At 68.9% G+C, this 25,452-nt stretch carries 23 protein-coding genes; 11 read left to right on the forward strand and 12 right to left on the reverse strand.

The features are described from left to right. Window positions 1-20: 20 nt before the first annotated feature. Both cysS and AncyloWKF20_RS01830 read left to right on the forward strand, forming a co-directional pair. Entirely contained in the window at window positions 21-1,412 is a 1,392-nt protein-coding gene (gene cysS / locus AncyloWKF20_RS01825) for a cysteine--tRNA ligase (protein ID WP_279316270.1), read from the forward strand. Next, window positions 1,409-1,918: a GNAT family N-acetyltransferase gene (locus tag AncyloWKF20_RS01830; protein WP_279316271.1), complete on the forward strand. Its 510-nt coding sequence runs from the start codon at window positions 1,409-1,411 to the stop codon at window positions 1,916-1,918. The genes cysS and AncyloWKF20_RS01830 overlap by 4 nt, the downstream gene beginning before the upstream one ends. Window positions 1,919-2,259: 341 nt before the next feature. Here the strand turns inward: AncyloWKF20_RS01830 and AncyloWKF20_RS01835 are convergent, their stop codons facing one another. Next, window positions 2,260-3,429 (reverse strand): linear amide C-N hydrolase, encoded by a 1,170-nt coding sequence (locus AncyloWKF20_RS01835; protein ID WP_279316272.1) that lies wholly within the window; start codon window positions 3,427-3,429, stop codon window positions 2,260-2,262. 95 nt (window positions 3,430-3,524) lie between these two features. Then, the gene (locus AncyloWKF20_RS01840) at window positions 3,525-4,145 is read right to left on the reverse strand and encodes a TIGR00730 family Rossman fold protein (RefSeq protein ID WP_279316273.1); all 621 of its coding nucleotides are present in this window, start codon (window positions 4,143-4,145) and stop codon (window positions 3,525-3,527) included. A 147-nt stretch (window positions 4,146-4,292) separates the two neighbouring features. On the opposite strand from AncyloWKF20_RS01840, the gene AncyloWKF20_RS01845 reads away from it, so the two are divergent. The 4 genes from AncyloWKF20_RS01845 to AncyloWKF20_RS01860 all read left to right on the forward strand — a co-directional run bounded on the left by AncyloWKF20_RS01845 (window position 4,293) and on the right by AncyloWKF20_RS01860 (window position 8,545). Continuing rightward, window positions 4,293-4,652 (forward strand): metalloregulator ArsR/SmtB family transcription factor, encoded by a 360-nt coding sequence (locus AncyloWKF20_RS01845; RefSeq protein WP_347710385.1) that lies wholly within the window; start codon window positions 4,293-4,295, stop codon window positions 4,650-4,652. 140 nt (window positions 4,653-4,792) lie between these two features. Next, window positions 4,793-6,766: an ABC transporter ATP-binding protein/permease gene (locus AncyloWKF20_RS01850; protein WP_279316275.1), complete on the forward strand. Its 1,974-nt coding sequence runs from the start codon at window positions 4,793-4,795 to the stop codon at window positions 6,764-6,766. A 164-nt stretch (window positions 6,767-6,930) separates the two neighbouring features. Then, window positions 6,931-7,629 (forward strand): phosphatidylserine decarboxylase, encoded by a 699-nt coding sequence (locus AncyloWKF20_RS01855; protein ID WP_279316276.1) that lies wholly within the window; start codon window positions 6,931-6,933, stop codon window positions 7,627-7,629. Window positions 7,630-7,666: 37 nt separating this feature from the next. Continuing rightward, a complete protein-coding gene (locus AncyloWKF20_RS01860; protein WP_279316277.1) occupies window positions 7,667-8,545 on the forward strand; it encodes a phosphatidylcholine/phosphatidylserine synthase in 879 nt (292 codons plus the stop codon). A 95-nt stretch (window positions 8,546-8,640) separates the two neighbouring features. On the opposite strand, the gene AncyloWKF20_RS01865 is transcribed toward AncyloWKF20_RS01860, so the two are convergent. Both AncyloWKF20_RS01865 and AncyloWKF20_RS01870 read right to left on the reverse strand, forming a co-directional pair. After that, window positions 8,641-8,880: a transferase gene (locus tag AncyloWKF20_RS01865; protein WP_279316278.1), complete on the reverse strand. Its 240-nt coding sequence runs from the start codon at window positions 8,878-8,880 to the stop codon at window positions 8,641-8,643. 343 nt (window positions 8,881-9,223) lie between these two features. Continuing rightward, window positions 9,224-9,808, reverse strand: coding sequence for a protease inhibitor Inh/omp19 family protein (locus tag AncyloWKF20_RS01870; protein ID WP_279316279.1), 585 nt, complete (start codon window positions 9,806-9,808; stop codon window positions 9,224-9,226). 293 nt (window positions 9,809-10,101) lie between these two features. On the opposite strand from AncyloWKF20_RS01870, the gene AncyloWKF20_RS01875 reads away from it, so the two are divergent. Then, the gene (locus tag AncyloWKF20_RS01875) at window positions 10,102-10,872 is read left to right on the forward strand and encodes an SDR family NAD(P)-dependent oxidoreductase (protein WP_279316280.1); all 771 of its coding nucleotides are present in this window, start codon (window positions 10,102-10,104) and stop codon (window positions 10,870-10,872) included. A gap of 2 nt (window positions 10,873-10,874) precedes the next feature. Here AncyloWKF20_RS01875 and chrA read toward each other — a convergent pair whose 3' ends face one another. Both chrA and AncyloWKF20_RS01885 read right to left on the reverse strand, forming a co-directional pair. Beyond that, window positions 10,875-12,092, reverse strand: a complete 1,218-nt coding sequence (gene chrA, locus AncyloWKF20_RS01880) for a chromate efflux transporter (protein WP_279316281.1) — start codon at window positions 12,090-12,092, stop codon at window positions 10,875-10,877. Between the two features lie 85 nt (window positions 12,093-12,177). Further along, window positions 12,178-13,077, reverse strand: a complete 900-nt coding sequence (locus tag AncyloWKF20_RS01885; protein WP_279316282.1) for a LysR substrate-binding domain-containing protein — start codon at window positions 13,075-13,077, stop codon at window positions 12,178-12,180. 234 nt (window positions 13,078-13,311) lie between these two features. On the opposite strand from AncyloWKF20_RS01885, the gene AncyloWKF20_RS01890 reads away from it, so the two are divergent. After that, entirely contained in the window at window positions 13,312-14,337 is a 1,026-nt protein-coding gene (locus AncyloWKF20_RS01890) for a DMT family transporter (RefSeq protein ID WP_279316283.1), read from the forward strand. Between the two features lie 85 nt (window positions 14,338-14,422). After that, complete coding sequence (locus tag AncyloWKF20_RS01895) at window positions 14,423-14,764, forward strand: rhodanese-like domain-containing protein (RefSeq protein ID WP_279316284.1); 342 nt, start codon at window positions 14,423-14,425, stop codon at window positions 14,762-14,764. A gap of 247 nt (window positions 14,765-15,011) precedes the next feature. Here AncyloWKF20_RS01895 and AncyloWKF20_RS01900 read toward each other — a convergent pair whose 3' ends face one another. Together AncyloWKF20_RS01900 and AncyloWKF20_RS01905 are read right to left on the reverse strand one after the other, a co-directional pair. Continuing rightward, window positions 15,012-16,391, reverse strand: coding sequence for a transaminase (locus AncyloWKF20_RS01900; RefSeq protein ID WP_279316285.1), 1,380 nt, complete (start codon window positions 16,389-16,391; stop codon window positions 15,012-15,014). A gap of 82 nt (window positions 16,392-16,473) precedes the next feature. Continuing rightward, on the reverse strand, window positions 16,474-17,853 hold the full coding sequence (locus AncyloWKF20_RS01905) for an aspartate aminotransferase family protein (protein ID WP_279316286.1): 1,380 nt from the start codon (window positions 17,851-17,853) through the stop codon (window positions 16,474-16,476). Window positions 17,854-18,023: 170 nt separating this feature from the next. Between AncyloWKF20_RS01905 and AncyloWKF20_RS01910 the strand changes: the two genes are divergently transcribed. Next, entirely contained in the window at window positions 18,024-19,421 is a 1,398-nt protein-coding gene (locus AncyloWKF20_RS01910; protein ID WP_279316287.1) for a glutamine synthetase family protein, read from the forward strand. 140 nt (window positions 19,422-19,561) lie between these two features. Next, entirely contained in the window at window positions 19,562-20,671 is a 1,110-nt protein-coding gene (locus AncyloWKF20_RS01915; protein ID WP_279316288.1) for a polyamine ABC transporter substrate-binding protein, read from the forward strand. Window positions 20,672-21,190: 519 nt separating this feature from the next. On the opposite strand, the gene AncyloWKF20_RS01920 is transcribed toward AncyloWKF20_RS01915, so the two are convergent. The 4 genes from AncyloWKF20_RS01920 to AncyloWKF20_RS01935 all read right to left on the reverse strand — a co-directional run bounded on the left by AncyloWKF20_RS01920 (window position 21,191) and on the right by AncyloWKF20_RS01935 (window position 25,443). Next, complete coding sequence (locus tag AncyloWKF20_RS01920; protein WP_279316289.1) at window positions 21,191-22,108, reverse strand: lipid A biosynthesis lauroyl acyltransferase; 918 nt, start codon at window positions 22,106-22,108, stop codon at window positions 21,191-21,193. Window positions 22,109-22,133: 25 nt separating this feature from the next. Beyond that, a complete protein-coding gene (locus AncyloWKF20_RS01925; RefSeq protein ID WP_279316290.1) occupies window positions 22,134-23,156 on the reverse strand; it encodes a zinc-binding dehydrogenase in 1,023 nt (340 codons plus the stop codon). Window positions 23,157-23,261: 105 nt separating this feature from the next. Then, entirely contained in the window at window positions 23,262-24,014 is a 753-nt protein-coding gene (locus AncyloWKF20_RS01930) for an SDR family NAD(P)-dependent oxidoreductase (protein ID WP_279316291.1), read from the reverse strand. 148 nt (window positions 24,015-24,162) lie between these two features. After that, window positions 24,163-25,443 carry a beta-ketoacyl-ACP synthase gene (locus AncyloWKF20_RS01935; RefSeq protein WP_279316292.1) on the reverse strand — a complete coding sequence of 427 codons (1,281 nt, stop codon included), beginning with the start codon at window positions 25,441-25,443 and terminating at the stop codon, window positions 24,163-24,165. Window positions 25,444-25,452: the final 9 nt, after the last annotated feature.

Below are 25,452 nucleotides of genomic sequence, written 5' to 3' on the forward strand. Positions count from 1 at the left end.
GACCCCGGAAGGCTGCAGAAATGACCGACGCAAAGGCCGCGCTGCCCGAGCTGAAACTCTACAACACGCTCACCCGCGCCAAGGAGGCCTTCGCGCCCCTGGATCCGTCGCTGGTGCGCATGTATGTCTGCGGCCCCACCGTTTATGACTACGCGCATATCGGCAATGCGCGGCCGGTCATCGTCTTCGACCTGCTCTACCGCGTGCTGCGCCATCTCTATGGCGCGGACCATGTGAAATATGTCCGCAACATCACCGACGTGGACGACAAGATCAACGCGCGGGCGGCCACTGAGTATCCCGGCCTCGACCTCAACGCCGCCATCGGCAAGGTGACCTTCGCCACCGAGGCGCAGTTCCACGACGATCTCGAAGCGCTGGGCGTGCTGCACCCGGATGTGGAGCCGCGCGCCACCGAGCACATCGCCGAGATGCGCACGCTGATCGAGCGCCTCGTCGCCTCCGGCCATGCCTATGTGGCCGAGGACCATGTGCTGTTCTCCGTGCCCTCCATGCCGGATTATGGCCAGCTCTCCCGCCGCCCGCTCGACGACATGATCGCCGGCGCGCGCGTCGACGTGGCGCCCTACAAGCAGGACGCCATGGACTTCGTGCTGTGGAAGCCGTCCAAGCCCGGCGAGCCGGGCTGGGCTTCCCCGGCCGGCATCGCGGTGAACGGGCGTCCGGGCTGGCACATCGAATGCTCCGCCATGAGCTGGAAGCATCTGGGCGAGACTTTCGACATTCATGGCGGCGGCATCGACCTTGTGTTCCCGCACCATGAGAACGAGGTCGCGCAGTCGCGCTGCGCCTTCCACTCCGGGCTGATGGCCAAGGTGTGGATGCATAACGGCTTCCTGCAGGTGGAAGGCGAGAAGATGTCGAAGTCGCTCGGCAACTTCACCACCATCCGCGACCTGCTGAATGACTGGCCGGGCGACGTGCTGCGCCTCAACATGCTCAAGACCCATTACCGCCAGCCGATCGACTGGACGGTGAAGGGGCTGGAGGAGAGCGCCAAGACGCTGGAACAGTGGTTCGACGCGGCGGCGGACGATGCCTATCCGCGCCCGGCTCCGGCCGTGCTGGAGGCGCTGGCGGATGATCTCAACACGCCGAAGGCGATCGCCGAGCTGCACGGGCTGAAGGACCACGCCGGCAAGAAGGCGCTGGCGGGCACGCTGGCGTTTCTCGGCTTCACGCCCGGTCCGCTGCGCGAATGGTCGGCCTCCCGCGCCCCGGCGCTTTCCATCTCCGCGGCCGAAATCGAGGCGCGAATCGCCGAGCGCATCGAGGCCCGCCGCAACCGCGACTGGGCGGCCTCCGACCGCATCCGTGACGAGCTGCTCGCGCAGGGCGTCGCGGTGAAGGACAACAAGGACGGCACGACGAGCTGGGAGCCGAAGCGGTGAGTGCCGCCAAGGCCCCAGCCGCCGCGCTGCGGCCCTTCCTGCCGGCGGATACGTCGGCGCTCGCCTCCCTGATGCGCGACTCCATCTTCGCGCTGACGGGGGACGATTATGACGAGGACCAGCAGGATGCCTGGGCCGCCGTCACCGAGGACGAGGCCGCGCTCGCCGCGCGCTTCGGTGCCGCGCTCACGCTGGTGGCGACGCGCGAGGGCGAGCCGGTCGGCTTCCTCGCGCTCACCGACAACAAGGTGATCGACCTGCTCTATGTCCACCCGGAAGTGGTGGGCGAGGGCGTCGGCGCGCTGCTCTGCGACGCCGCGGAAAAGCTCGCCACCGCGCGCGGCGCGACCAGCCTGACGGTCGATGCCAGCGACACCGCGCTCGGCTTCTTCCAGAAGCGCGGATTCGTGCCCAAGAGCCGCAACACCGTGCAGCGCGGCGGCGTGTGGCTGGGCACCACGACGATGGAAAAGCTCCTCACCGCCGGCGACGCCCCGCTGCATTGAGGGGCGCGGGCGCCATGCCGATGAAGTGCCTTCGGCGGGTCTTTGCGCTGGATCCCGGCTCGGCGCTCCGGCTTCGCCTGCGCTGGGCCGGGACACGGGCTTGACCGACAGCGCTCCCCGTTTCCCGGACAAGCCGCGCTCACCATGTTCCGTTTCCCGGCCACTGCGACACGGAGAGCAGGGATCGTCGGTGGCTTCGCGACACACGCGATCCCGGATCGGCCTTGCGGCCGTCCGGGATGACGCCAACTCTCACCTCGCGCCGTCATGGCCGGGCTTGCCCCGGCCATCCCTCACGCGGCGGGGCGCGCGGCCCCGCCAAATCCCGTCAATGCCAGGTGTCAGGGCGTCTTGGCCGCCAGCAGGGCGTCGGTGGCATCCGACGACAGGCCGTTCAGCGTGGTGAGCGGGATGGAGAGCGGCTTGGTGCTGGCCGACAGCCGGGTGAGATCGAACCGCGTATAGTTCAGCCCGCCATAGGTGCGGAGATAGAGCGTGCTGCGGTTGAGATCGGTCAGCGCCGTCCAGGAGGTGTACTCGCTGGTGAAGGGCGGCGAATCCTTGGTGGCGACGGCGGCGATGCCTTCATTGCCACCGGAATTGGTGTCGATGGTGATGTTCTTCGGCCGGTCGAAATTGTTCATGATGTGCGCGAGCGTGCGCACCGCATCGTCGGGCGCGGCGACCTTCTCGGCATATTGCGAATAATACACCGCGCGCACGAAGCGGCCGACCGAGGTGTTCGAGGCCGGCAGACCGGCGGTGGCGATGCCGGAATCGGGCTGCGCCACCTTCAGCGCGCCGAACGCGCCGCTCGACTGGTCGACATTGCTGAGGAAGGTGTAATTGTCGAGATTGGTCAGGTGCCAGGTGAATTCCGGGCCGTTGGTCATCACCCCGACCGGGTTGTCGTAGACGGCCTGCTTGCCATTGGCGAACTCGACCACGATCGAGGCGCCGCTGCGGTCGTGCAGCACGTAATGGAAGGGCGACTTGGCGTTGCCGAGCACGGCGAGCGGAGCGAGCAGCACCGGCTGGGCGGCGAGCGCGGCCTTCACCTCGGCGACGCTCTGGAACTGGCCGAGCGTCCACGAGCCGAGATCGATGGCGGAGAGCGCCGCCTTGGTCTTCGAGAAGGAATCCGACGGACCCGCCGCGCCGGCAAAGGCCAGGAGGCTGAAGGTCAGGCCCTTCTCGTTGAAGCCCTCGACGATCTTGAGATCATCCAGCGACCCGTCCGGCACGGTGACGGCGAGGACGCGGTACTTGGTGGTGTAGTCGAGCGCAGCCGCGCCCGCCGTGGCCACCGAGCTGTAGCGCTGGCCGGCCGGCACATAGGCGACCCGGTAGGGCAGCTCCATCGCCAGTTCGAGCGTGCGGCCGAAATACACGCCGCCATTGGCGTCGCGGTAAATCAGGGAGGTGCAGGCCTGAGCTGCCGGCGCGAGCGCGAGGCTCAGGGCCAAGGTGATCGGTCCAACGGCACGGCGCAGGCGACGAAAACGGGTCATGGGCATCCAGGGAAAAGGCACGCCGGTATTGACGTAGCGTGCACCCTAGGCTGCGCGCGCGGCCTTGGATAGCCCCACGCGCCGGCCGTACCCCCTCACATCCGGCCGAGCACGCGCTCCTCGGTGGCGCCGTGCAGCTCGCCCTCGGGCACGCCAGCGACGGCCGTGGTCAGCTTGATGAGGGCGGCGCGCACGCTGTGGGCGACCTCCAGCGTCACCGGCCTCGACACATTGACGAAGCCGGTGGACTGCATGTGGTCGAACAGCGCCAGCAGCGGGTCCCAGAAGCCGGCGATGTTCAGTACCATGACCGGCTTGCGGTGGCGGTTGAGCTGCACCCAGGTGAGCTGCTCGACCAGTTCCTCCAGCGTGCCGATGCCGCCGGGCAGGGCGATGAAGGCATCCGCCCGCTCGAACATCAGCCGCTTGCGCTCATGCATGTCCTGCGTGACGACCAGCTCGTGGGCGTGCTCGAAGGCCTGCTCATTGCCGATCAGGAAATCCGGGATGATGCCGGTGACCTTGCCGCCGGCTTCCGCGCAGGCGCGGGCGGTGGCGCCCATCAGCCCCACGCCGCCGCCGCCATAGATGAGACGGATATCGGCCTCGGCAAGCGCCCGGCCGAGCTCGATCGCCCCGTCGAGATAGACCGGATCAGCCCCGGTGGCCGCTCCACAATAGACGCATACGCTCTTGATCTTTGTCATGGATACCATGGTGCACTGCGATAATGAGTCCGGCAAGGTGCCGATTCCTCTCCAGATGATACTGCCTACCGCCGCGTGCAAATGCGACGCGGTGGCCACCTGTTCCCTTTTCAGCGTCACCTTGTCTTCATCGTCCATCGACGATAAACGATGGCGATGAGCGATGATGCCGCTTCCGGTCCCGATGATGAGCTGCTGGCCTTGCGCCTGCGTGCCCTCGCGCATCCGGCGCGGTTGGCGATCCTGCGGGCGCTGGCGGAGGTGGAGCGCTGCCAGTGCGGGCACATTGTGCGCGGGCTGACGCTGGCGCAGTCCACTGTCTCGCAGCATCTCAAGGTGCTGAAGGAGGCGGGGCTGGTCACCGGCACCATTGAGGGGCCGCGCTCCTGCTATTGCATCGACCGGGAGGCCGTCGCCAGTCTGGCGCGGGAGATCGGCCCGCTGCTTGCCACGCTGGCGGGGGAGGGTGCCTGCGCCCGCCGCAGCCCTGATGCGCGGGAGCACGCTCTGGTCTGAGAGGCGTTTCCGCCTATCTCGACGCCTGATACGAGACAGATGACGCAGGCCCGATGGGACACCATCCCGCTTGCGCCGAACCGAAGGCCGGCCGGGCGCAGCGCGCGCCGGGCCCGCGCCGGAACTGAACGGAAAGCCTGATGTCCGCACCCCAAGGTGTGCCCGCACCTGACGCCCTCTCCCCCCAAGCCGCCGCGGCGACGCCGGGAAAAGCCAGCGAGATCAACCCGCGCGGCAGCCTCCTGGTCGCCCTGAAGGGGCTCGGCCCCTATCTGTGGCCGGCCGACCGGGCGGATCTGCGCGCGCGCGTGGTCTGGGGCCTGCTGCTGCTGGTGCTGGCGAAGATCGCCACCATGTCCACGCCCTTCATCTTCAAATGGGCGACCGACGCGGTGGCGGAGGGCGAGGGCGCCCGCATCACCAGCGATGCGGTGAGCTACCTCATCGCCGCGCCGGTGATGCTGACGCTGGCCTATGGCTTCTCGCGCATCGTCATGGCGGGCCTCACCCAGTGGCGGGACGGGCTGTTCGCCAAGGTGGCGATCCACGCGGTGCGGCGCCTCGCGCTGGAAACCTTCGAGCACATGCACGCCCTGTCGCTGCGCTTCCATCTGGAGCGCAAGACCGGCGGGCTGACGCGGGTGCTGGAGCGCTCGCGCGAGGGCATCGAGACCATCGTGCGCATGCTGGTGCTGCACCTCGCGCCGACGATTCTCGAATTCGCCATGGTGATCGGCGTGCTGCTCTGGCAGTTCGACTGGCGCTACGCGCTCGCCAGCGTGGCGATGATCGGCGCCTACACGCTCTTCACCTTCATCATGACCGAGTACCGCATGGGTATCCGCGCGGCGATGAACGAGAGTGACACCGACGCCAACTCCAAGGCGGTAGACAGCCTGCTGAACTACGAGACGGTGAAGTATTTCGGCGCGGAGACCTGGGAGGCGCAGCGCTATGACCGCTCCATGGCCCGCTATGAGCGCGCCACCGTCCACACCCACACGTCGCTCGCCTGGCTGAATGCCGGGCAGGCGACCATCTTCACCCTCGGCCTCACTGCGGTGATGGCGCTCTGCGTGTTCGACATCCGCGCCGGGCGGCAGTCGGTCGGCTCCTTCGTCATGATCAACGCCATGATGATCCAGCTCTACCAGCCGCTGAACTTCCTCGGGATGATCTACCGCGAGATCAAGCAGTCGCTGATCGACATCGAGGCGATGTTTACCATCCTCGCACGCCCGCCGGAGATCAAGGACACCCCCGGCGCCCCGGCGCTGGCGCTCAACGGCGGCACGGTGCGCTTCGAGGATGTGCGCTTCTCCTACGATCCCGACCGCGAGATCCTCAAGGGCGTGTCCTTCGAGGTGCCGGCCGGGCGCACCGTGGCGATCGTCGGGCCCTCGGGCGCGGGCAAGTCGACCATCTCGCGGCTGCTTTACCGCTTCTACGACATCAATGACGGGCGCATCACCATTGACGGGCAGGACATCCGCCGGGTGAACCAGCAGAGCCTGCGCGCCGCCATCGGCATGGTCCCGCAGGACACCGTGCTGTTCAACGACACGCTGGCCTACAACATCCGCTATGGCCGGGCCGGGGCGAGCGACGCCGAGGTGGCGCGCGCCGCCGAACTCGCGCAGATCGACGGCTTCGTGCGCCGCACCCCCAAGGGCTACGCCACCGAGGTCGGCGAGCGCGGATTGAAGCTCTCGGGCGGTGAGAAGCAGCGCGTGGCGATTGCCCGCACCATCCTGAAGAACCCGCCCATCCTCATCCTCGATGAAGCCACCTCGGCGCTGGACAGCCACACCGAGCGCGAGATTCAGGACGCTCTGGAAGGCGTCTCGCGCGGGCGCACCACGCTGGTCATCGCCCACCGGCTCTCCACCGTGGTCGGCGCCGACGAGATCATCGTGCTCGAGCATGGCCGCATCGCCGAGCGCGGCACCCATGCCGAGCTGATGGACAAGGGCGGCCTCTACCACTCCATGTGGGAGCGCCAGCGCGAGGCCGAGCGCGCCCGCGAGACGCTGAAGGCCGCCGGCGAGGTGGACGAGGTGGTGCCGGACGCGCCCGCGCCCGCCCGCCCGACGCCGAGCCCGGCCGCCGCGTGAGCGGTTGGCGCCGGCGCGGCCCTGCCGGGTGACGCAGCGGCGTCGCCGGGTCGCGACGCGATGGTGGAACCGGAACGGCCTCACGCCGCTTCCATTTGACGTACCGCCCGGCTCGCCCTACCTCTCCGGGGCCGCTGCCGGAGCGGCCGTCAGGAAAGCGGTTCATGACCATCTTCGACTCGATCCGCAGCGGTCTCGCCCCGATCCACCGCGAGGGCTACCCCTTCATCCTCATCGGCGCGGCGGCCTCCGCCTTGCTGCTGTGGCTGGTGCCGCCGCTCGGCTGGATCTGCGTGCTGATCACGGCGTGGATCTGCTACTTCTTCCGCGATCCCGAGCGCGTGACGCCGGTGCGCGAGGGGCTGGTGGTCTCCCCCGCCGATGGGCGCGTCTGCCTCGTCGGCCCGGCCGTGCCGCCGGCCGAGCTCGGCCTTGGCGAGTTGCCGCTGCCGCGCGTGTGCATCTTCATGAATGTGTTCGACGTGCATGTGAACCGCGCCCCGCTGGCCGGCCGCATCACCCGGATCGCCTATCGGCCGGGCAAGTTCCTCAATGCCGAGCTCGACAAGGCGAGCGACGACAATGAGCGCAGCGGCATGGTGCTGGAGACCACGCTCGGCGCCGTCGGCGTTGTGCAGATCGCCGGCCTGATCGCCCGCCGCATCGTCAGCTTCGTGCGCGAGGGCGAGAGCCTCGCGCCGGGCGAGCGCTTCGGCCTCATCCGCTTCGGCTCGCGCGTCGACGTCTACCTGCCGGTGGGCACCCGCATCCTCGTCGCCGAGGGCCAGCGCGCGCTGGCCGGCGAGACGGTGCTGGCCGATGCCCATGCCAGCGGGCCCGAAACCACCTACCGCGTCGACTGACCGTTCACCCCGTCCGCCGCTGCCCGCGAGGATCGCCATGTCGGATCTCTTTCCGCCCTTCGAGCCGGAGGCGCCCGAGCCGCCGCGCCGCCGCTTCCAGGCCATTCCGCTGCGGCTGCTGGTGCCGAATGTGGTGACGCTGCTGGCGCTCTGCGCCGGCCTCACCGGCATCCGCATGGCGTTCGAGGGGCGCATGGAGCTGGCGCTCGGCGCCATCGTCATCGCCGCCGTGCTCGACGCCATGGATGGCCGCCTCGCGCGCATGCTGCAGGGCACCTCGCGCTTCGGCGCGGAGCTGGACAGCCTGTCGGACTTCCTGTGCTTCGGCGTCGCGCCGGCGCTCATCATCTATATGTGGGGGCTGGACGTTCTCGGCTCGCTGGGCTGGATCGCCTCGCTGGCCTTCGCCATCTGCGCCGGGCTGCGCCTCGCGCGCTTCAACGTGATGCTGGAAGACCCGAACAAGCCGCCCTTCGCCGCGGATTATTTCACCGGCATCCCCGCGCCCGCCGGCGCGCTCATCATGCTGCTGCCGATCTATCTGGAGATGATCGGCCTGCCCCGCCTCGTGGTGACGCCCGCCGTGGCGGCGCTGTTCACCCTCGGCATCGGCCTGCTGATGGTGTCCAAGCTGCCGGCCTTCTCCGGCAAACGGCTCGGTGCGCGCATCCCGCGCGACAAAGTGATGCCGCTATTCGTCGCCGTGGTGCTCTCGGTGGCGGTGCTGGTCACCTGGCCCTGGGCGACTCTCTCCGTGGTATGCCTCGCCTATCTCGCGGCGCTGCCCTTCTCCGCCATGCGTTATGCCGGCCAGATGCGGGCCTATGAGGCGCGCCTCGCCAGCGGGGGCCGGCCCGAGGAGCCGCATGGCGTGGAGGTGCCGGACGAGCACCGCCCGCCCTCGCACCTCAACTGAGGCCCGTCAGCGGCTTCCCCAAAAAGAAGCCGCCCGACGGCGTGGAGCCGGGGCGGCATTGGGCAGGAAACGTCGGAAACCGTGACGGGCCCGCCTCAGCGGGCGCGGCGGGCCATGACCTCGACCCGCGCGGTAAGCGGCGCGCCGGGGAAGGCCTGACGCAAAAGGCGCAGCGCCTCGGAATCAGTGGCCGGGCAGGCGAGATCGAGATGCTGCGACATGAGCTGGGTGATGCTGGCCGGATCACGGCGCGCAAAGGCGGTCCGCGCCGGCTCGGCGTCACGCGCGATGAGTGAAGAAACCGCTGGTGTCATGGCCTTGGTCGCCTGCAGCATCACAATCCCCTCTTCTCAACCGAGCGAATCAATCAGCTTTCCTGATGACCACAATGGCTCGGAGCCGCTGTTAACGCACCAACTATCTCGCAGTTCCCGATAACGTGACGATGACTGTGATCAAGATCTCACAGTCCCACGTCGCCGCCATCCGCGAGACTACGCAAGTGGTGGGGGGATTAGTTCAGATATGCCGGCACTTTTTCCACGCGCACGACATATATCGCGGCGGTGCGGGCGTTTCTTCACCGCGCTGCACAATAAAAACGCGCCATCACGCTGGGGAATGGCGGTGCAATGACCGGAGCAATCCAGTCATTGGAATGATTGTAAAATTGAAATATTAGCCGCGGATCAGCGTGATGTGCGTGCCGTCGGCGGTGGTGGTGCCGTCGAACTGGCCATTGCCCATGGGCTTCAGCCGCGCCGTCACCTTGCCGAGGTGGTTCTGCAGCACGATGTCGTCGCCCCACACATCCCACGCCTTGGTCATGAAGATGTCGTTGGGGCAATCCACGTCGGCATTGGCGGCAAAGCCGGTCATGCCGCGATCGGTGGAGAGCGTGACCTTGCAGGTCTTCTGCCCGTTGTCCCAGCCGAACTTCCACGCGCCGGCGAGCTGCGTGCGGGCGGCGCCCGGCTCGGCATAGGCGACGCCGCCTGGCGCGGTGGCCTGGGGCGGGGAGAGGGCGACCGGGGTTTCCGGCGCGCGCGGCGTCACCGCGGCGGCGGCGGTGGCGGCGCCCGCGCCATAGGTGGTGGTCGCGGGGGGCGGCACGGCGGAGCTTTCCACCGAGCCCGAGGGCGCCGGGGTGATCTGGCTGGGCTCGACCGCCGCCTGCTGGCTCCCAAATCCGTCAAGCGTCGTGCTGCAGCCTCCGAGAAGGAGGGCGGCGACGGTGACGGCAAGGGTGGTCTTGACGCTCATCAGGCTCTAACTCCTCGCCCGCCGCACCGCGGGGGCGATCTCGTATCTCTCGGGGCACGCGGGGCGGTCGAGTCTTGTTTCGCGGAGGATCGTGGCGTGACCGTGACCCTGCGGCGGCAAGCCCCGCCCCTGCTGCTTATGCTCAACCATGGGTTAACGACGGCTTGACTGTCGGTCACCTGTCGCTCCGGCATGTTCGGACGATGGACGCGCAGGCGCCGACGCGATATGTGCGACGCAGCATTACCCCCGCCCGTTTCCGCCCGCCGCTTCACGCCTGAGAGGTCGCCGCCATGTATCAGATGCTGGATCCCGCCACGCTGACGGTTCTCATCACCGGAGCCACCTCCGGCATCGGCGCGGCGACCGCGCGGCGCTTCGTGCTGGCGGGCGCCAAGGTCATCGGCACCGGCCGGCGCGCCGACCGGCTGATCGCGCTGCGCGACGAGCTCGGCCCGCATTTCCACCCGCTCGAGGTCGATGTGCGCGACAACGCCGCGCTGACCGAGGCGCTCAGCGGCCTGCCGGAGAGCTTCCGCGCGGTCAATGTCGTCTTCGCCAATGCCGGCCTCGCCCTCGGCCTCGAACCCGCCCAGGCCGCCAGCCTGAAGGACTGGGAGGACATGGTCGACACCAACATCAAGGGCCTGCTCTACACGGTGCGCGCGACGCTGCCGGCCATGGTCGAGCGCAAGGAAGGCCATGTGGTGTTCACCGGCTCCATCGCCGGCGACTACCCCTATGCCGGCGGCAATGCCTATGGCGGCACCAAGGCCTTCGTGAAGCAGTTCGCGCTGAACCTGATGGCGGATCTGGCCGGCACGCAGGTGCGCGTCACCAATATCGAGCCGGGCATGGTCGAGACCGAGTTCTCGCTGGTGCGCTTCCATGGCGACGCGCAGAAGTCCGAGAGCGTCTATGCCGGCACCCAGTCGCTGACCTCCGAGGACATCGCCGAGCAGGTGTTCTTCTGCTGCACCCTGCCGCGCCATGTGGTGGTGAACAGCCTTCAGGTTTTTCCGACCTGCCAGGCCTTCGCCGGCTTCAAGGTGGTTCGGGACTGACCTCACAGCAGCAGGGCGCCGGCCAGCGCGGCGCCCGCCACCACGGCCCAGGCCGGCACCTTCCACAGCGCCAGAGCAAGATAGGCCAGCAGCGCCAGCGCGACCGCGCGCGGCGAGGTGAGGCTGGACGACACCACCGGATCCCAGAAGGCGGCGCCGAGCAGGCCGACCACGGCGGCATTGATGCCGGCGACCGCGTTGCGCACCCGCCGCTGCGCCGCCAGCGCGGTCCAGAAGCGCAGCGCGCCATAGACCAGCAGCGCCGAGGGCAGGAAGGCGCCGATCAGCGCGATGAGCCCGCCGGCAAGCCCGTTCGGCGCGCCGGGCATGATCGCGCCGACATAGGCGGCGAAGGAGAAGAGCGGGCCGGGCATCGCCTGCACCGCGCCATAGCCGGCGAGGAATGCCTCGCGCGTCACCCCGCCGGGATGCACCACCTCCGCCTCGATGAGCGGCAGCACCACATGGCCGCCGCCGAACACCAGCGATCCCGCGCGGTAGAAGGTGTCGAACAAGGCGAGGCCGGGATGCGTGGCCGCCAGCAGCGGCAGCGCGACCAGCAGCACGGCGAAGGTGACGAGCGCGGCGATGGAGACCGTGCGCCCTGGCAGATGCCGGCCGGGGGCGGGCACATGGGTCGGCTCGACCGAGAGCAGCGCCACGCCGATCAGCCCGCCGGCGAGGATGACGCCGACCTGACCCAACGCGCCGGGCAGCAGCGTCGCGGCGGCGGCGGCCAGCAGAGCGAGGGTGCGGCGTTCGCGGTCCGGGCAGAGATTGCGCGCCATGCCGAGCACGGCGTCCGCGACGATGGCGGCGGCGGCAACCTTCAGCCCCGCCAGCCAGCCCCCGCCGATTCCCGCCTTGTCGGCGGCGACGACGCCATAGGCGAAGCCGAGCATGAGCAGGGCGGAGGGCAGGGTGAAGGCGACCCAGGCGGCGGCCATGCCGGCGAGCCCCGCCCGCATCAGCCCGATGGCCATGCCGACCTGGCTGGAGGCCGGGCCGGGCAGGAACTGGCAGAGCGCGACGAGATTGGCGTAGGCGGGCTCGCTCAGCCAGCCACGCTTGGCGACGAGTTCCTCGCGGAAGAAGCCGAGATGCGCCACCGGACCGCCAAAGGAGGTGAGGCCGAGCTTGAGGAAGGCGCCGAACACCTCGCCGGGGCTACCGGTGGTCTCGGCGGTGTCGGTGGTGCGCTCGCGGGTCGTGTCGCTCATCCATCTGCGTTAGCGCGAGCGGGCGCGCTTTGCATGTGAATTTGCGATGACGGCCGGGACGACGATAGCCGGGACGATGGCGGCCTCAGGCCGCCGCGACGCTGCCGGGGACCACCGCGCTGGGCATCACGGCGCTCGGCATGGCCATCGCCGTGCGCAGCGTGTCGGCGAGGCGCCGGGCGGCGGGGGAGGCGGCCGGGGCGAGGAAGAGGCCGATCTCCATGTCCGGCAGCGGCGGCAGGCCATCGGCGGCGCCGAGGCGGCGCCATTCCGGCGGCGCGGCGCATTCGGGCAAAGCGGTGATGCACAGCCCGGTCTCCACCGCCGAATGCACGCCGCCCTGCGAGGAGGAGGTGCAGGCCACCCGCCAGTTCAGCCCGGCCTTATCGAGCGCGGCGGCGATGTGCGGGCGCACGCGGCAGCCAGTGGGAAACAGCGCCAGCGGCAGCGGGTCGTTGCGTTCGGGCCGGTGGCCGCGCGCGGCGAGCCAGAGCAGCTTTTCCTTCTTGAGCAGTTCGCCGGTCGGGCGGGTGAGGTCGCGCGTCAGCAGCGCCACGTCGATCTGCCCGCGATCGACCTCCGGCTCCAGATTCTTCGAGAGGTCGCAGCGAATGGAGATTTCCACGCGCGGATAGGCGGCGGCGAAGCGGGCGATGGTCGGGGTGAAATAGGCGTCGACATAGTCATCGGGCATGCCGATGCGCACGCTGCCCTCGGGCGTGCCGCCCTTGAGATCGGCCAGCGCCTCGCTCTCGAAGGCAAGCAGGCGCCGCGCATGCGCCACCAGCCGCTCGCCGGTCTCGGTCAGCGAGATGCCGCGCCGGGAGCGTTCCAGCAGCCGCACGCCGAGATTTTCCTCGAGCTGGGCGATGCGCGCGGAGACCGCCGATTGGGTGCGGCCCACCCGCTCGGCCGCGGCGGTGAAGCCGCCCGTATCGACGATGGCGATCAGCATTCCCAGCGATTCGGTATCGAGATGGCGCATCGGCGTCCTCCTGCGCGTCCTCCCGAACGCATGGGTCACAGGGCAGGCGGCGTCGGCCGCCGCGCTGACGACTTATATCACCATCATGAATGTATCGACAAAATAAAGTCGCTTTGGCGATGCCAATTCGCGGTGTATCCAGATGTCATCGGCGCTTTCCCCGTGCGGGACGCCGCGCGCGGTCGAGTAGGACCGCGTCGTCCACTCCCTGCATGTCCTGTGTCGAGCCCGGCAATGTCTCCGCCTCCCGCCGCCCTTGCCCCGGCCGCCGCCGAGGGTGCCATCCTGCTCTCCCCCGCGTCGACCGCCGACCTGCATGAGGCGGCGCTGCGCCGACAGGCGTTCTTCGCCGTGGTGCTGGCGGCCATCTGCATCGGCTTCTCCGCCATCTTCGTGCGCCTCGCCGATGTCGGCCCGGCGGCGGTGGGCTTCTGGCGGCTGGTTTTCGCGCTTGGCCCGACCATCATCTGGGCGGTGGCCGAGCAGCGGGCGCTGGAGCGCCGCGCGCCGCGTGCGCCGGGTACTCCCCGCGTGCTGTTCACCCGCCGGCAGCTGTTCATTTCCATGATGGCCGGGCTGTTCTTCGGCGCCGATCTCGTCGCCTTCCATCTCGGCCTTGCCCACACCACAACCGCCAACGCGCTGCTGATCGCCAATCTGGCGGTGGTCATCGTGATGGTGATCGGCTGGCTGGCGCTGGGCGAGCGGCCCTCGCGCGGCCTCCTGCTGGCGCTGGTGCTGTCGCTCGGCGGCACCGTGCTCATCATCTCGCGCAGCGCCGCCGCCGTGCCGGGCGATGGCGTCAGCGTCTATGGCGACGTGCTCTGCATGGCCGCCGCCGCCTGCTACGCCGGCTATATGCTGATGACCCGCCTCGTGCGCCGCAGCGGCCAGAGCCATGGCCCGGCGCTGGGCGGCGGCATGGTCTCGCTGATCGCCGCCAGCACTGCCGCCATCTTCTGCCTTGTCTGGGCCGTCGCGGCGGGCGAGACGCTGGTGCCCTCGAGCCTTCAGGGCCTGCTCGCGGTGGTCGGCCTCGGCCTTGTCGCCCATGCGACCGGGCAGGGGCTCACCACCTTCGCGCTCGGGCGGCTTCAGGCCGGGCTGATCTCGGTGGTGCTGCTGCTGCAGATCGTCGTCGGCACCAGCATGGCGGCCCTGCTGTTCGGTGAAATTCCCTCGCTCATGGTCGCCATTGGCGGCGCCATGGTGGTGGCCGGCATCGTCGTCGCCCGGCCGGGCAAGCCGCAGCCGCGCTGAGCCCGGCTGACGGGGACTTGCGGGGGGTACTTGCGGCGCCCGCGCCGCGGGTCTACCTCGGTGACCAACAGCGAGGAGCGTGACGATGCAGCAGCCCAATCCCTTCGGTGGCGTGATCGAGAACCTGTCGGTGGACGAGGTGAAGGCCGGGCTTGAGGCCGGTACGATCCTGCTGGTCGATGTGCGCGAGCCGAACGAACTCGACGCCGAGCGCATTCCCGGCGCGGTCGATTTCCCGCTCTCCACCTTCGATGCCGCGGCGCTGCCCGATCCCGCCGGCAAGACGCTGGTGTTCTCCTGCCGCTCCGGCCAGCGCTCGCAGAAGGCCGCCGCCGCCGCGCAGGCCGCCGGAATCGACCTCTACCGCCACATGGCCGGCGGTATCCTCGCGTGGAAGGAAGCGGGTTTTCCGACCGAGCGGGGCTGAGGGGGCGGCCGCCCGCCTGATGCGCGATTAGGACGCTGCGCGGAGTCTCTCCTGGATCCCGGATCGGCGCGGCGCTGTGCGCCGCTTGTCCGGGAAACAGGGGCGTTGTTCCGAGTAACGTGTCCCGGCCCAGCGGAGGCGCAGCCGAAGCGCCGAGCCGGGATCCAGCGCAATACACCGCCGCAGGCGTCGTCCTCGGCTTTCCCCGGCCCAGCCGGGCCTCGCAAGATGCTCGTGGCGGGGGGGCTCACCCCACCAGCCGGCGCACCACATCCGCCGTCGCCGCGACGAGGCGGTCGACCTGCACGTCCTGCGTCGCCGGCGAGCACAGCATCATGTCGTGGAAGGGCGAGATCAGCACGCCGCGCACCAGCAGGGCGAGGTGGATGGTGGCTTCGAGATCCGCGTAATGCGCCGCATGGGCCTCGCCGCCCGTTCTGAGCGGGCGCGGGGCGCGGACGACTTCCACGCGGGCGCCGCAGCGGGCGACATGCCAGGGCAGGCGCGCCTTTGCCAGAACCTCGGCAAGGCCCGCCTCCAGCCGGTCGGCCAGCCGGTTCATATGCGCATAGGCCGCGTCGGTGGCGACCTCCTCCAGCGTCGCGCGCAGGGCGGCGAGCTGGAGCGCGGTGCCCGACAGTGTCGTGCCCATCCCTGAGCGCCCGTCCGGCTGGCTGGCACGAGCCCGGGTGAGGCGTTCGGCGACGTCCGCGCTCATGCCCCAGACCGAGGTCGGGACGCCGCCGGCGATCGCCTTGCCGACCACGAACAGGTCCGGCTCCAGCCCGAACTTGCGGGTGTAGCCGCCCGGCCCGCTGGAGAGGGTGTGCGTCTCGTCGATCAGCAGCAGCGTGCCGGTTCGGCGGGTGATGTCGCGCAGCGCGTCGTGGAAGCCGGGCTGCGGCAGCACCATCGCGCAATTGGTCAGGACCGGCTCGGTGATGACGCAGGCGACCGAGCGGTCGGCCAGCGCTTCTTCGAGCGCAGCGATGTCGTTGAACGGGATGACGCGGGTCAGCGCGGTGAGGTCGCGCGGCTCGCCCAGCAGGCCCTGCGCGTTGCGCGCGCGGCCATCCGGGCCGAGCTCGACGAAGGTCTCGTCCACCGCGCCATGATAGGCGCCGTCGAACACCAGGATGCGCGGGCGCCCGGTGGCGGCGCGGGCGGCGCGCAGGGCGAAGCGGTTGGCGTCCGTCGCGGTGGTGGCGATCTGCCAGTAGGGCAGGCCGAAGCGGGCGGCGAGCAGGTCGCCGACAATGGCCGCGTCCGGGCTCGGCAGCATGGTGGCGAGCCCCGCCCGCGCCTGCCGCGTCAGCGCCTCGGCTACCGGCGCGGGGCCATGGCCGAACAGCGAGGCGGTGTCGCCGAGGCAGAAATCGTCATAGCCATTGCCGTCGACATCGGTGAGGCGGGCGCCGGACGCCTGCGCCACCACCAGCGGCACCGGGGTGGACCAGTCCACCATCCAGTGCATCGGCACACCTTGATAGAGATGCGCGGCGGCGCCGGCGGCCGCGCGGGTCTTCGGCCGCGTGCCGAGATAGAGCGCCTCGGCCTCCGCGCGCAGCGCCGCGGTGCGGGCCGGGCTGACCCCGGAGCCTTCGCCGACGGGGGTGACGAGGTTCATCGCGCTTTCCCTATAGTCCGTGCCGGCGGCATTGAAGCACGTTTCGCGCACCCGTGCCGCCGGCGATGGTCTCAGCCCGCCCTCAGTGCACCCAGCCCCAGCGCTTCAGCTCGGCATAGGCCTCGTCCAGCGTCTTGGTGGCGCGGGCGATCAGCTCGTCGATCTCGCCATGCGAGATGGTGAGCGGCGGGGCGATGATGAGGCGGTCACGCACGGCGCGCATGACGAGGTTGTTCTTGAAAGAGAAGTCGCGCGCCAGCGTGCCGGCCTTGCCGACATCGGCGAACTTGGTGCGGCCGACCTTGTCCGGCGTCAGCTCCAGCGCGCCGACGAGGCCCATCATCGGCGCCTCACCGACCAGCGGGTGCTCGGCGAGCTTGGACCACTGCGCCTTCAGATACGGGCCTACATCATTGGCGACGCGGCCGATCAGGTTCTCCCGCTCCATGATGGCGAGATTGGCGAGCGCGGCGGCGCAGGCGGCCGGGTGGCCGGAATAGGTGTAGCCATGGTTGAAGTCGCCGCCTTCCAGCAGCACCTCGACCACGCGGTCGGCCACCATCACCCCGCCCAGCGGCATGTAGCCGGAGGTGATGCCCTTGGCCATGACGAGGATGTCCGGCTCGGTGTGGAAGGTCTCGCAGCCGAACCAGCTGCCGGTCCGGCCGAAGCCGCAGATCACCTCGTCGGAGACGAACAGGATGTCGCGCTCGCGGCAGATGCGGGCGACTTCCGGCCAGTAGGTCGCGGGCGGGATGATGACGCCGCCGGCGCCCTGGATCGGCTCGGCGATGAAGGCGGCGATGCGGTCCTCGCCCAGCGCGTCAATGGTCGCTTCCAGCGCGCGGGCGGTGCGCAGGCCGAACTCGTCCGGCGTCTCGCCCTGGCGCGCCTCGCCCCAGAAATAGGGCTGGGCGATGTGGACGATGTCGGGAATGATCGCGCTCTGGCCGTGCATCGGCGACATGCCGCCGAGGCTGCCGGCGGCGACGGTGGAGCCGTGATAGGCGTTGTGCCGGGAGATGATGACCTTCTTCTCCGGCTTGCCCTTGATCTGGAAATAGCGGCGGACGAGCTTGATGACGGTGTCGTTCGACTCCGAGCCCGAGCCGGTGAAGAAGACGCGGTTGAACTGCTTCGGCGTCAGCTCGGCGAGCTTGGCGGCGAGCTCGATGGCCGGGCCGTGCGTCGTCTTGAAGAAGGTGTTGTAATAGGGCAGCTCCGCCATCTGCTTGGCGACGGCATCGACGATCTCCTGTCGGCCATAGCCGACATTGACGCACCAGAGGCCCGACATGCCGTCGAGGATGCGGTTGCCGTCCGAGTCGGTCAGCCACACGCCCTCGGCCTTGAGGATGACGCGCGAGCCTTCCTCGTTCAGCGATTTGGTATCGCTGAAGGGATGGAGGTGATGGGCGGCGTCGAGCGCACGCAGTTCGGCGGTGGAAGTGGGAAGCGGCATGGCGCACCTGCTCATCATGAAGTCGCGGTGACAATGTGATCACATTTCGCGTGCGTCAAGCCGTCCGGCATGGCAAAAGGGCGTGTCTCACGTCGCGGGGCGGCGCTTGACCACCACCGCGTCGGCGTGAGCACAATCGACTGACGCATTCTGCCAGGTGGATCATGCCATTGCCCGAAGCTGCGGACCTTGCCGCGGCGCTGTCTTCCTCCCGTCCTGCCGATGAGTTCGGCGCCTATGTCGCCGAACATGGCACCCCCGACATTGTCGAGGTGCTGCTGCCCGACACCCATGGCGTGCTGCGCGGCAAATGGATTCCAGGCACGGCGGGCGGGAAGATCTGGGGTGACGGGGTGGCGATCCCGCTCTCGATCTTCGGGTTGGACATTTGGGGGCGCGAGGTCGAGGAGACCGGCATCCATATCGAGACCGGCGATCGCGACGGCATCTGCCGCCCTGTGGCGGGCACGCTGAAGCCGGTGCCGTGGTCGCCGCGCCCGGCGGCGCAGGTGCTGATCTCGATGAACGAGCCGGACGGGCGGGGCGGCGAGCGGCCATGGGATCTCGATCCGCGCCACAAGCTCGCCGCGCAGGTGGCGCGCCTTGCCGCGCGGGGGCTTCATCCCTGCGTCGCCTTCGAGCTGGAATTCTATCTCATCAAGCCCGCCCCCGGCCCCGGCGGCGTGCCCGAGCCGGTGTTCCCGGCCTCTGCCAATGGCCCGGCGCGGCAGAACATGTATTCCATGTCGGACCTCGACGCCTATGCCGGGCTGCTGCACGAAATCCGCGAGGCGGCGCGCATTCAGGGCCTGCCGGCCGACACGGTGATCTCCGAGGCGGCGCCCGGCCAATATGAGGTGAACCTCTATCACCGCACCGACGCCATGGCGGCGGCGGATGACGCCATCCTGCTGCGCCGGCTGATCGACGGCGTCGCCCGCAAGCACGGGCTGCGCGCGAGCTTCATGCCCAAGCCCTTCCTCGACTTCGCCGGCTCCGGCATGCATGTGCATGTGAGCCTTGCCGACCGCTCCGGCGCCAATGCCTTCGGCCAGGGCGAGGCGGGCGAGACGCTGCTGCGCAACGCCGCGGCCGGGATGCTCGCCACCATGGCGGATACCTGCGTCTTCTATGTGCCGAGCTATAATGGCTTCCGCCGCCTCGTGCCCGGCAGCTACGCCCCGACCAGCGTGTCCTGGGGCTTCGACAACCGCGCGGTCGCCGTGCGCGTGCCCAATGGCGGGCCGAAGGCGCGCCGGCTGGAGCACCGCATCGCCGGCGCCGACGCTCACCCCCATCTCGTCCTCGCCGGCATCCTCGCGGGGATGCTGGAGGGCATCGAGAAGGGCCTTGAGCCGCCGGCGCCGCTGACCGGCAATGCCTATGAGCAGGAAGCCCCGCTCCTGAGCTACGACATGGGCGAGGCGGTGCGGCGCTTCGCGGGCTCGGAGTTCGTCGGCCGGGCCTTCGGCGCCCAGTACCAGCGTGTGTTCGCCATCATGAAGGAGACGGAACTGCTCGCCTTCGAGCGGCGGATCAATCTTCTGGAATACGAGACCTATTTGTGAGCGTCCCCAGCTTGTGACCAATGATTGGGCACGAGCCGGGGAGTTTCACTTGAGCGGGGATCGGCGAGGCACTAGCCTTGCCGCCCGGAGCCCTCACCGGTCCATTCGGCTGATCACTTTACTTGCCCAAGGAGAAACGGATGTCTCGCCTCCTTTCGACACTCGCGGCCGGTCTTCTGGCGGCGCTGGCGGTCGCGCCCGCGTCGGCTCAGGAGAAGGTCGTGAACGTCTACAACTGGTCCGACTATATCGACGAGTCGGTGCTGGAGGAGTTCACCAAGGAAACCGGCATCAAGGTCCGGTACGACGTCTTCGACTCCAACGAGGTGCTCGAGACCAAGCTGCTCGGCGGCAAGACCGGCTATGACGTGGTGGTGCCGACCGGCTCCTTCCTGCAGCGCCAGATCCAGGCCGGCGTGTTCATGAAGCTGGACAAGTCGAAGCTGCCGAACCTGCAGTACCAGTGGCCGGTCATCTCCGAGCGGCTCGCCGTCTATGATCCCGGCAACGACTACGCCGTGAACTATATGTGGGGCACCACCGGCATCGGCCTCAACGTCGACAAGGTGAAGCAGCGCCTCGGCGACACCCCGCTCAACAGCTGGGACATCGTGTTCAAGCCGGAACTGCTCGGCAAGCTGAAGGATTGCGGCGTCTACATGCTGGACGGCCCGGAGGAGATCATCCCCACCGCGCTGCGCTATCTCGGCAAGGACCCGAACTCCAAGGATCCGGCTGACATCGAGGCCGCCGGCAAGCTGCTGGCGCCGATCCGCAAATTCGTCAAGAAGTTCGATTCCTCGGGCTACATCAACGCGCTGGCCGGCGGCGACATCTGCCTCGCGGTCGGCTGGTCGGGCGACGTGTTCCAGGCCAAGGCCCGCGCCGAGGAAGCCGCCCAGAAGACCGGCAAGCCGCCGATCAACATCGAGTACATCATCCCGAAGGAAGGTGCGCTGATGTGGTTCGACAACTTTGCCATCCCGAAGGATGCCGCCCACCCCGAGGAGGCGCTGGCCTTCATCAACTACATGATGAAGCCCGAGGTCGCCGCGAAGAACTCCAACTTCATCTCCTATGCCTCGGGCAATGAGGGGGCGCAGAAGTTCATCGACAAGGCGATCCTCGACAACCCGGCGATCTACCCGGACAAGGACACGCTGGCCAACCTCTTCACCGTCACCACCTACCCGCAGAAGGTCCAGCGCGTCGTCACCAAGACGTGGACCGACTTCAAGCGCGGCAAGTGAGCTGAAGGGCTCGCCGGGCCGCCCTGTGGCGGTCGGTGGCACGCGTGGCCGATGAGACCAGACGGGCGTCCGGGAAACCGGGCGCCCGTTTTCTCTTGGGGGGCTCGGGGAGCAGGGGCGGCGCGAGGTGAGTGCGGCGCGAGGTCTGTATCCCGGACGCCTGAAGCGTCAGCGGAAGGCGAGCCGGGACCCAGCGGGAGACTCTTGGGCCGTGTTCTTTTCGACGGGAATAGGAAGGGCCGCCTTCGGCGGAGTCCTGCGCTGGACCCCGGATCGGCGCCGCGCCATGCGCGGCTTGTCCGGGGAACGGGAGGGATGGCGCGCCGCTCGCCGGCTCGTCATGGCCCAAGGCAGCGCCTGCCAACCCGTCATGGCCGGGCTTGGCCCGGCCATCCATGACTTCGGTCGGTGGTACGAGGGAAAGTCGTGGATCCCCGGGTCAAGCCCGGGGATGACGGCGTGTTGGGTGTAAGGCGGCGTGCGAGCAAGGGGATTGGTTGACCCCGCAGCGCGTCCCCGTCAGATCCGCCAGCGGCGGTAGAACCAGGTCCACTGCTCGGGATGCTCGCGGACCCAGCCCTCGACGACCGAGGTGATCATCTGCATCGAGCCGTCCACGTCGATCTTGCCCTTGGCGTCGCGCGGCAGATTGAGAGCGGGGGTGCACTGGATGCGGAAGCGTCCTTCCGGCAGGCGGATGACGCGCACGCCGTGCACCGGGCATTCATAGAGCCGGGCGAGGCGGGCGATGGTGGGGTTGGTGGTGCAGGGCCGGCCGAAGAACTGCACGATCGGCCCGCCCTTGCGCGCCTGATCGACGAGGATGCCGAGATGCTTGCCCTGGTCCAGCACCGCCGCGAGCTCGAACACCGCGACATGCGAGGCGGCGACGAGGTTGCCCATCACCTGGCTGCGGGCGCCGAACAGCAGGTCGGCGAAGAAGGTGTTGTCCGGCGCGCGGAACAGCACGGCGCTGTCCAGCCCCTGCGCGGCGGCGGCGATGGCCGGCAGTTCCCAGTTCGCCAGATGCGCGGTGAACACCAGCGCCGGCTTGCCGTCGATGCGCATGGCGACGAAGTTGGAGACGCCGGTGGTCTCGATCCGGCTCTTGGCCGGCTCCCACATATTGTACTGCCAGATGCGGTCGAGATGGACGAACTCGCCGGCCATGCGGCCGAGATTGTCCCACATGCCCCGCGCGATGGCCTGGCGCTCGGCCTCGGTTTTCTCCGGGTAGGCGAGGGCGAGGTTTTTCAACGCCGCCTTGTGGATCGGCGTGAAGGGACCGATGGCGCGGGCCCAGAAGCTGCCGACCCAGGCGGAGAATTGCGGGTTCTGCATCCGCAACAGGCGCGTGAGCGTCCACACGCCGGCCGAGAGGAAGCCATCGCGGATGCGAAGGCTCCACGGCTTGCGCGGCGAGGTGTCCGTGCTCATCGGCGGGGAAGGCGCCCGTTTGCCATCAGAAGGTGATGACCACCTTGCCGAAGACCCGGCGGGTTTCCAGCCGCTCCAGCCCGGCGCCGAACTGCTCCAGCGGGTACTGCGAATCGATGACCGGCAGCACGCCGCGCTCCATGCGCTTCAGACCGTCGGCAATGGCGCGGATCGGCGCGCCGAAGGAGCCGATGATGCGGTACTGGCGCTGGAAGAGCTGCATCAGGTTCATGTTCACCGACACGCCCGAGGTCGAGCCGCAGGTGACGAGGCGCGCGCCCGGCCGCATGGAGAGCAGCGAGCCGTTCCAGGTCTCGGCGCCGACATGCTCGAAGACGACGTCCACGCCCTTCTTCTTGGTGATCTTGCGGACCTCGTGCTCGAAGCGCTCGGTCTTGTAGTTGATGACATGGTCGGCGCCGAGCGCCTTGGCCTTGGCGCACTTCTCGTCATCGCCCGCCGTGGTGATGACCGTGCAGCCGATCTCCTTGGCCATGCGGATCGCCACCGTGCCGATGCCGGAGCCGGCGGCGTGGACCAGCACGGTCTCGCCGGGCTCGAGCTTGGCATTGTCGAACAGCATGTGCTCGACGGTGGAGAAGGTGACGGGCGCGGTGGCCGCGTCCACCCAGGAGATGCCGTCCGGGATCGGCACGCAGAGCCGGTCCTTGATGTTCAGCGTGTCGCGGGCAAAGCCATCGACATGGAAGCCCATGACGCCGGCGACTTCCTCGCAGAGATTGTCGCGGCCGGACTTGCACATGCGGCATTGGCCGCAGGTGAGGGCGCCATACATGGCGACCTTCGAGCCCTTCTTGAAGCGGGTCACGCCCTCGCCGGTGGCGACGACTTCGCCGACCGCCTCGGCGCCGACGACCAGCGGCATCTTGCGCTTGGCGAAGGCCATGCCGCGCCAGCCCCAGACGTCGATATGGTTCAGCGCCAGCGCCTTGACGGCGACCTGAACCTCGCCCGGCGCCGGAGCATCCGGCTCCGGCAGGTCGACGAGCTTGAGTTCACGGTCGGAAACCAGTTGCAGCGCGCGCATGAAACACTCCGAGGCAGCGCCGGCGGCTCGCATCGGCCCTGCTGGCCGCAAAAGCCAGAGGTGCCGCGCGGGCCGCCCGCGGAAAGACGAGGCTGGATAACGAAATCAGCGCTGGATGGCTAGTGCGGCGGTGAGACCGCCATCCACCGGGAGGGTCGCGCCGGTCACATAGGCGGCACCGGGGGAGAGCAGGAAGCCGACCACGGCCCCCACATCCCCGGGCGCCGCGAAGCGCCCGGCCGGAATCTGCTTCTCGACATTGGCGCGATAGGCCGCGTAGGGCGCCAGCATCGCCGTGTCGACGAAGCCGGGGGCGACGACGTTGACCGTGACGCCGCGCCGCGCCGTCTCGATGGCCAGCGTGCGGCAATAGCCGGCAAGCGCGGCCTTGGAGCCGGCATAGATGGCGTTGCCGGCATTGGCGACATCCGCCGCGATCGAGCCGATGGCGACGATGCGCCCGGCGCGGGCGCGCGTCATCGGCCGGATCAGCGCGCCGGCGATGCGCACGAAGGACCAGTAATTGACCTGCATGAGCTGCTCGGCCTTGGTCTGGTCGACCATCGCCGCCAGCGTGTCGTAGCTCATGCCGGCATTATGGACGAAGCCGAAATAGGCCGGCTCCTCCGCCACCTGTGCGGCGAAGGCCTCGACCGCGTCCTTGTCGGCGAGGTCGAGCGCGCGCACCTCGAGCGAGGCGTCCGGCTTCTCGGCCTTGATGTCGGCGATCAGCGCCTCGGCTTCCGCCGCGGCGGTGCGGACGGTGAAGACGACGTGAAAGCCGGCAAGCGCCGCGGCGCGCACAATGGCCGCGCCGACGCCGCGCCCGCCGCCGGTGACGAGAACACGCTGGGTCATGCTGGGTGGTGCCTGTCGTCTGCTCTCCCGCATGGGGAGAGGCCGGCCCGCAGGGCCGGGTGAGGGTGGAAGCCAAGGCCGGTACTGCCGGTGGCGCCCCGTCCCGCATCGCCTCTCGGGCGCGCGGTCGGCGGCACCGGCGCGTGGATCACGCCGGCGAGCCCTTCATGATCAGGCAGACATTCTGCCCGCCGAAACCGAAGGAGTTCGACATGATGCGGTTCACCTGCGCATCGCGCGCGACATTCGGCACCACGTCGAGCGGAATGGCCGGGTCCGGCAGCTCGTAATTGATGGTCGGCGGGATGCGGCCATTCTGGATGGTGAGCAGCGAGATCACCGCCTCGATGGCGCCGGCGGCGGTGAGCGTGTGGCCGATCATCGACTTGTTGGACGACAGCGGAATGCCCGCCAGACGCTCGCCGAACACGGCGGTCATGCCGGTGAACTCCATGCGATCGTTCTCGGGCGTCGAGGTGCCATGGGCGTTGATGTAGTCGATCTCGTCCGGCGTCACGGCCGCGTCGGCCAGCGCCCGGCGCATGCAGCCGATGACCGGCTTGGCGTCCGGCGAGGAGCGGGTGCGGTGGAAGCTGTCGGCCATCTCGCCGACACCCTCGATCACGCCGAGGATTTTCGCCCCGCGCGCGACCGCACTTTCCATGCTCTCCATCACCAGGGCGCCCGCGCCCTCGGCGATGATGAAGCCGTCTCGGTTCTTGGCGAAGGGGCGGGAGGCGGCTTCCGGCACTTCGTTATTGGTCGACAGAGCCGACAGCAGCGAGAAGCGGATGAGCGCCTCGGCGGTCACCGAGCCATCGGTGGCGATGGACAGCGCCGCGTCGCAATCGCCGCGACGGATCGCCTCGACCGCGAGCTGGATCGAGGTGTTGCCGGAGGCGCAGGCGGTGGACAGCGAGATCGGCTGGCCGCGCGTGCCGAAACGGTCGGCGAGATGATCGGCGATCGAGCCGTAGAGGAAGCGCTCGTGCCAGGCGTCGTGGCCATTGGCCTCGGCGGCGCGCAGCAGGTCGTCATAGGAGATCGGCCCGTTGGCGGCGGCTTCCTGGCCGAGGATGCGGCGCTGCGGCCATTCCAGCTCGATCGGCGGCACGGCGCAGAACAGCGGGCCGGGGAAGTCGCCCTTGGAGCCGATCCCCGATTCGCTGATCGCTTCTTCCGCCGCGAGCTGGGCCAGTTCCTCGGAGAGGTCCGGCGCGGTGCGCCCGCTCTCGGAGAGGTAGTCGACCGTACCGGCGATGGTGGTCCTCAGCGCATCAAGCGGGAAGCGGGTGATGCGATGAATGCCGGACTTGCCGGCCGTGAGCTTCGCCCAGTTGTCCGTCTTGCCCTGACCAAGCGACGTGACCAGGCCCATGCCGGTAACGACGACGATCGGCCGGCCGGCCTTGTCGGTATAGGACGCCATATTCTGCTC

Source organism: Ancylobacter sp. WKF20, assembly GCF_029760895.1.
GTDB lineage: Bacteria > Pseudomonadota > Alphaproteobacteria > Rhizobiales > Xanthobacteraceae > Ancylobacter.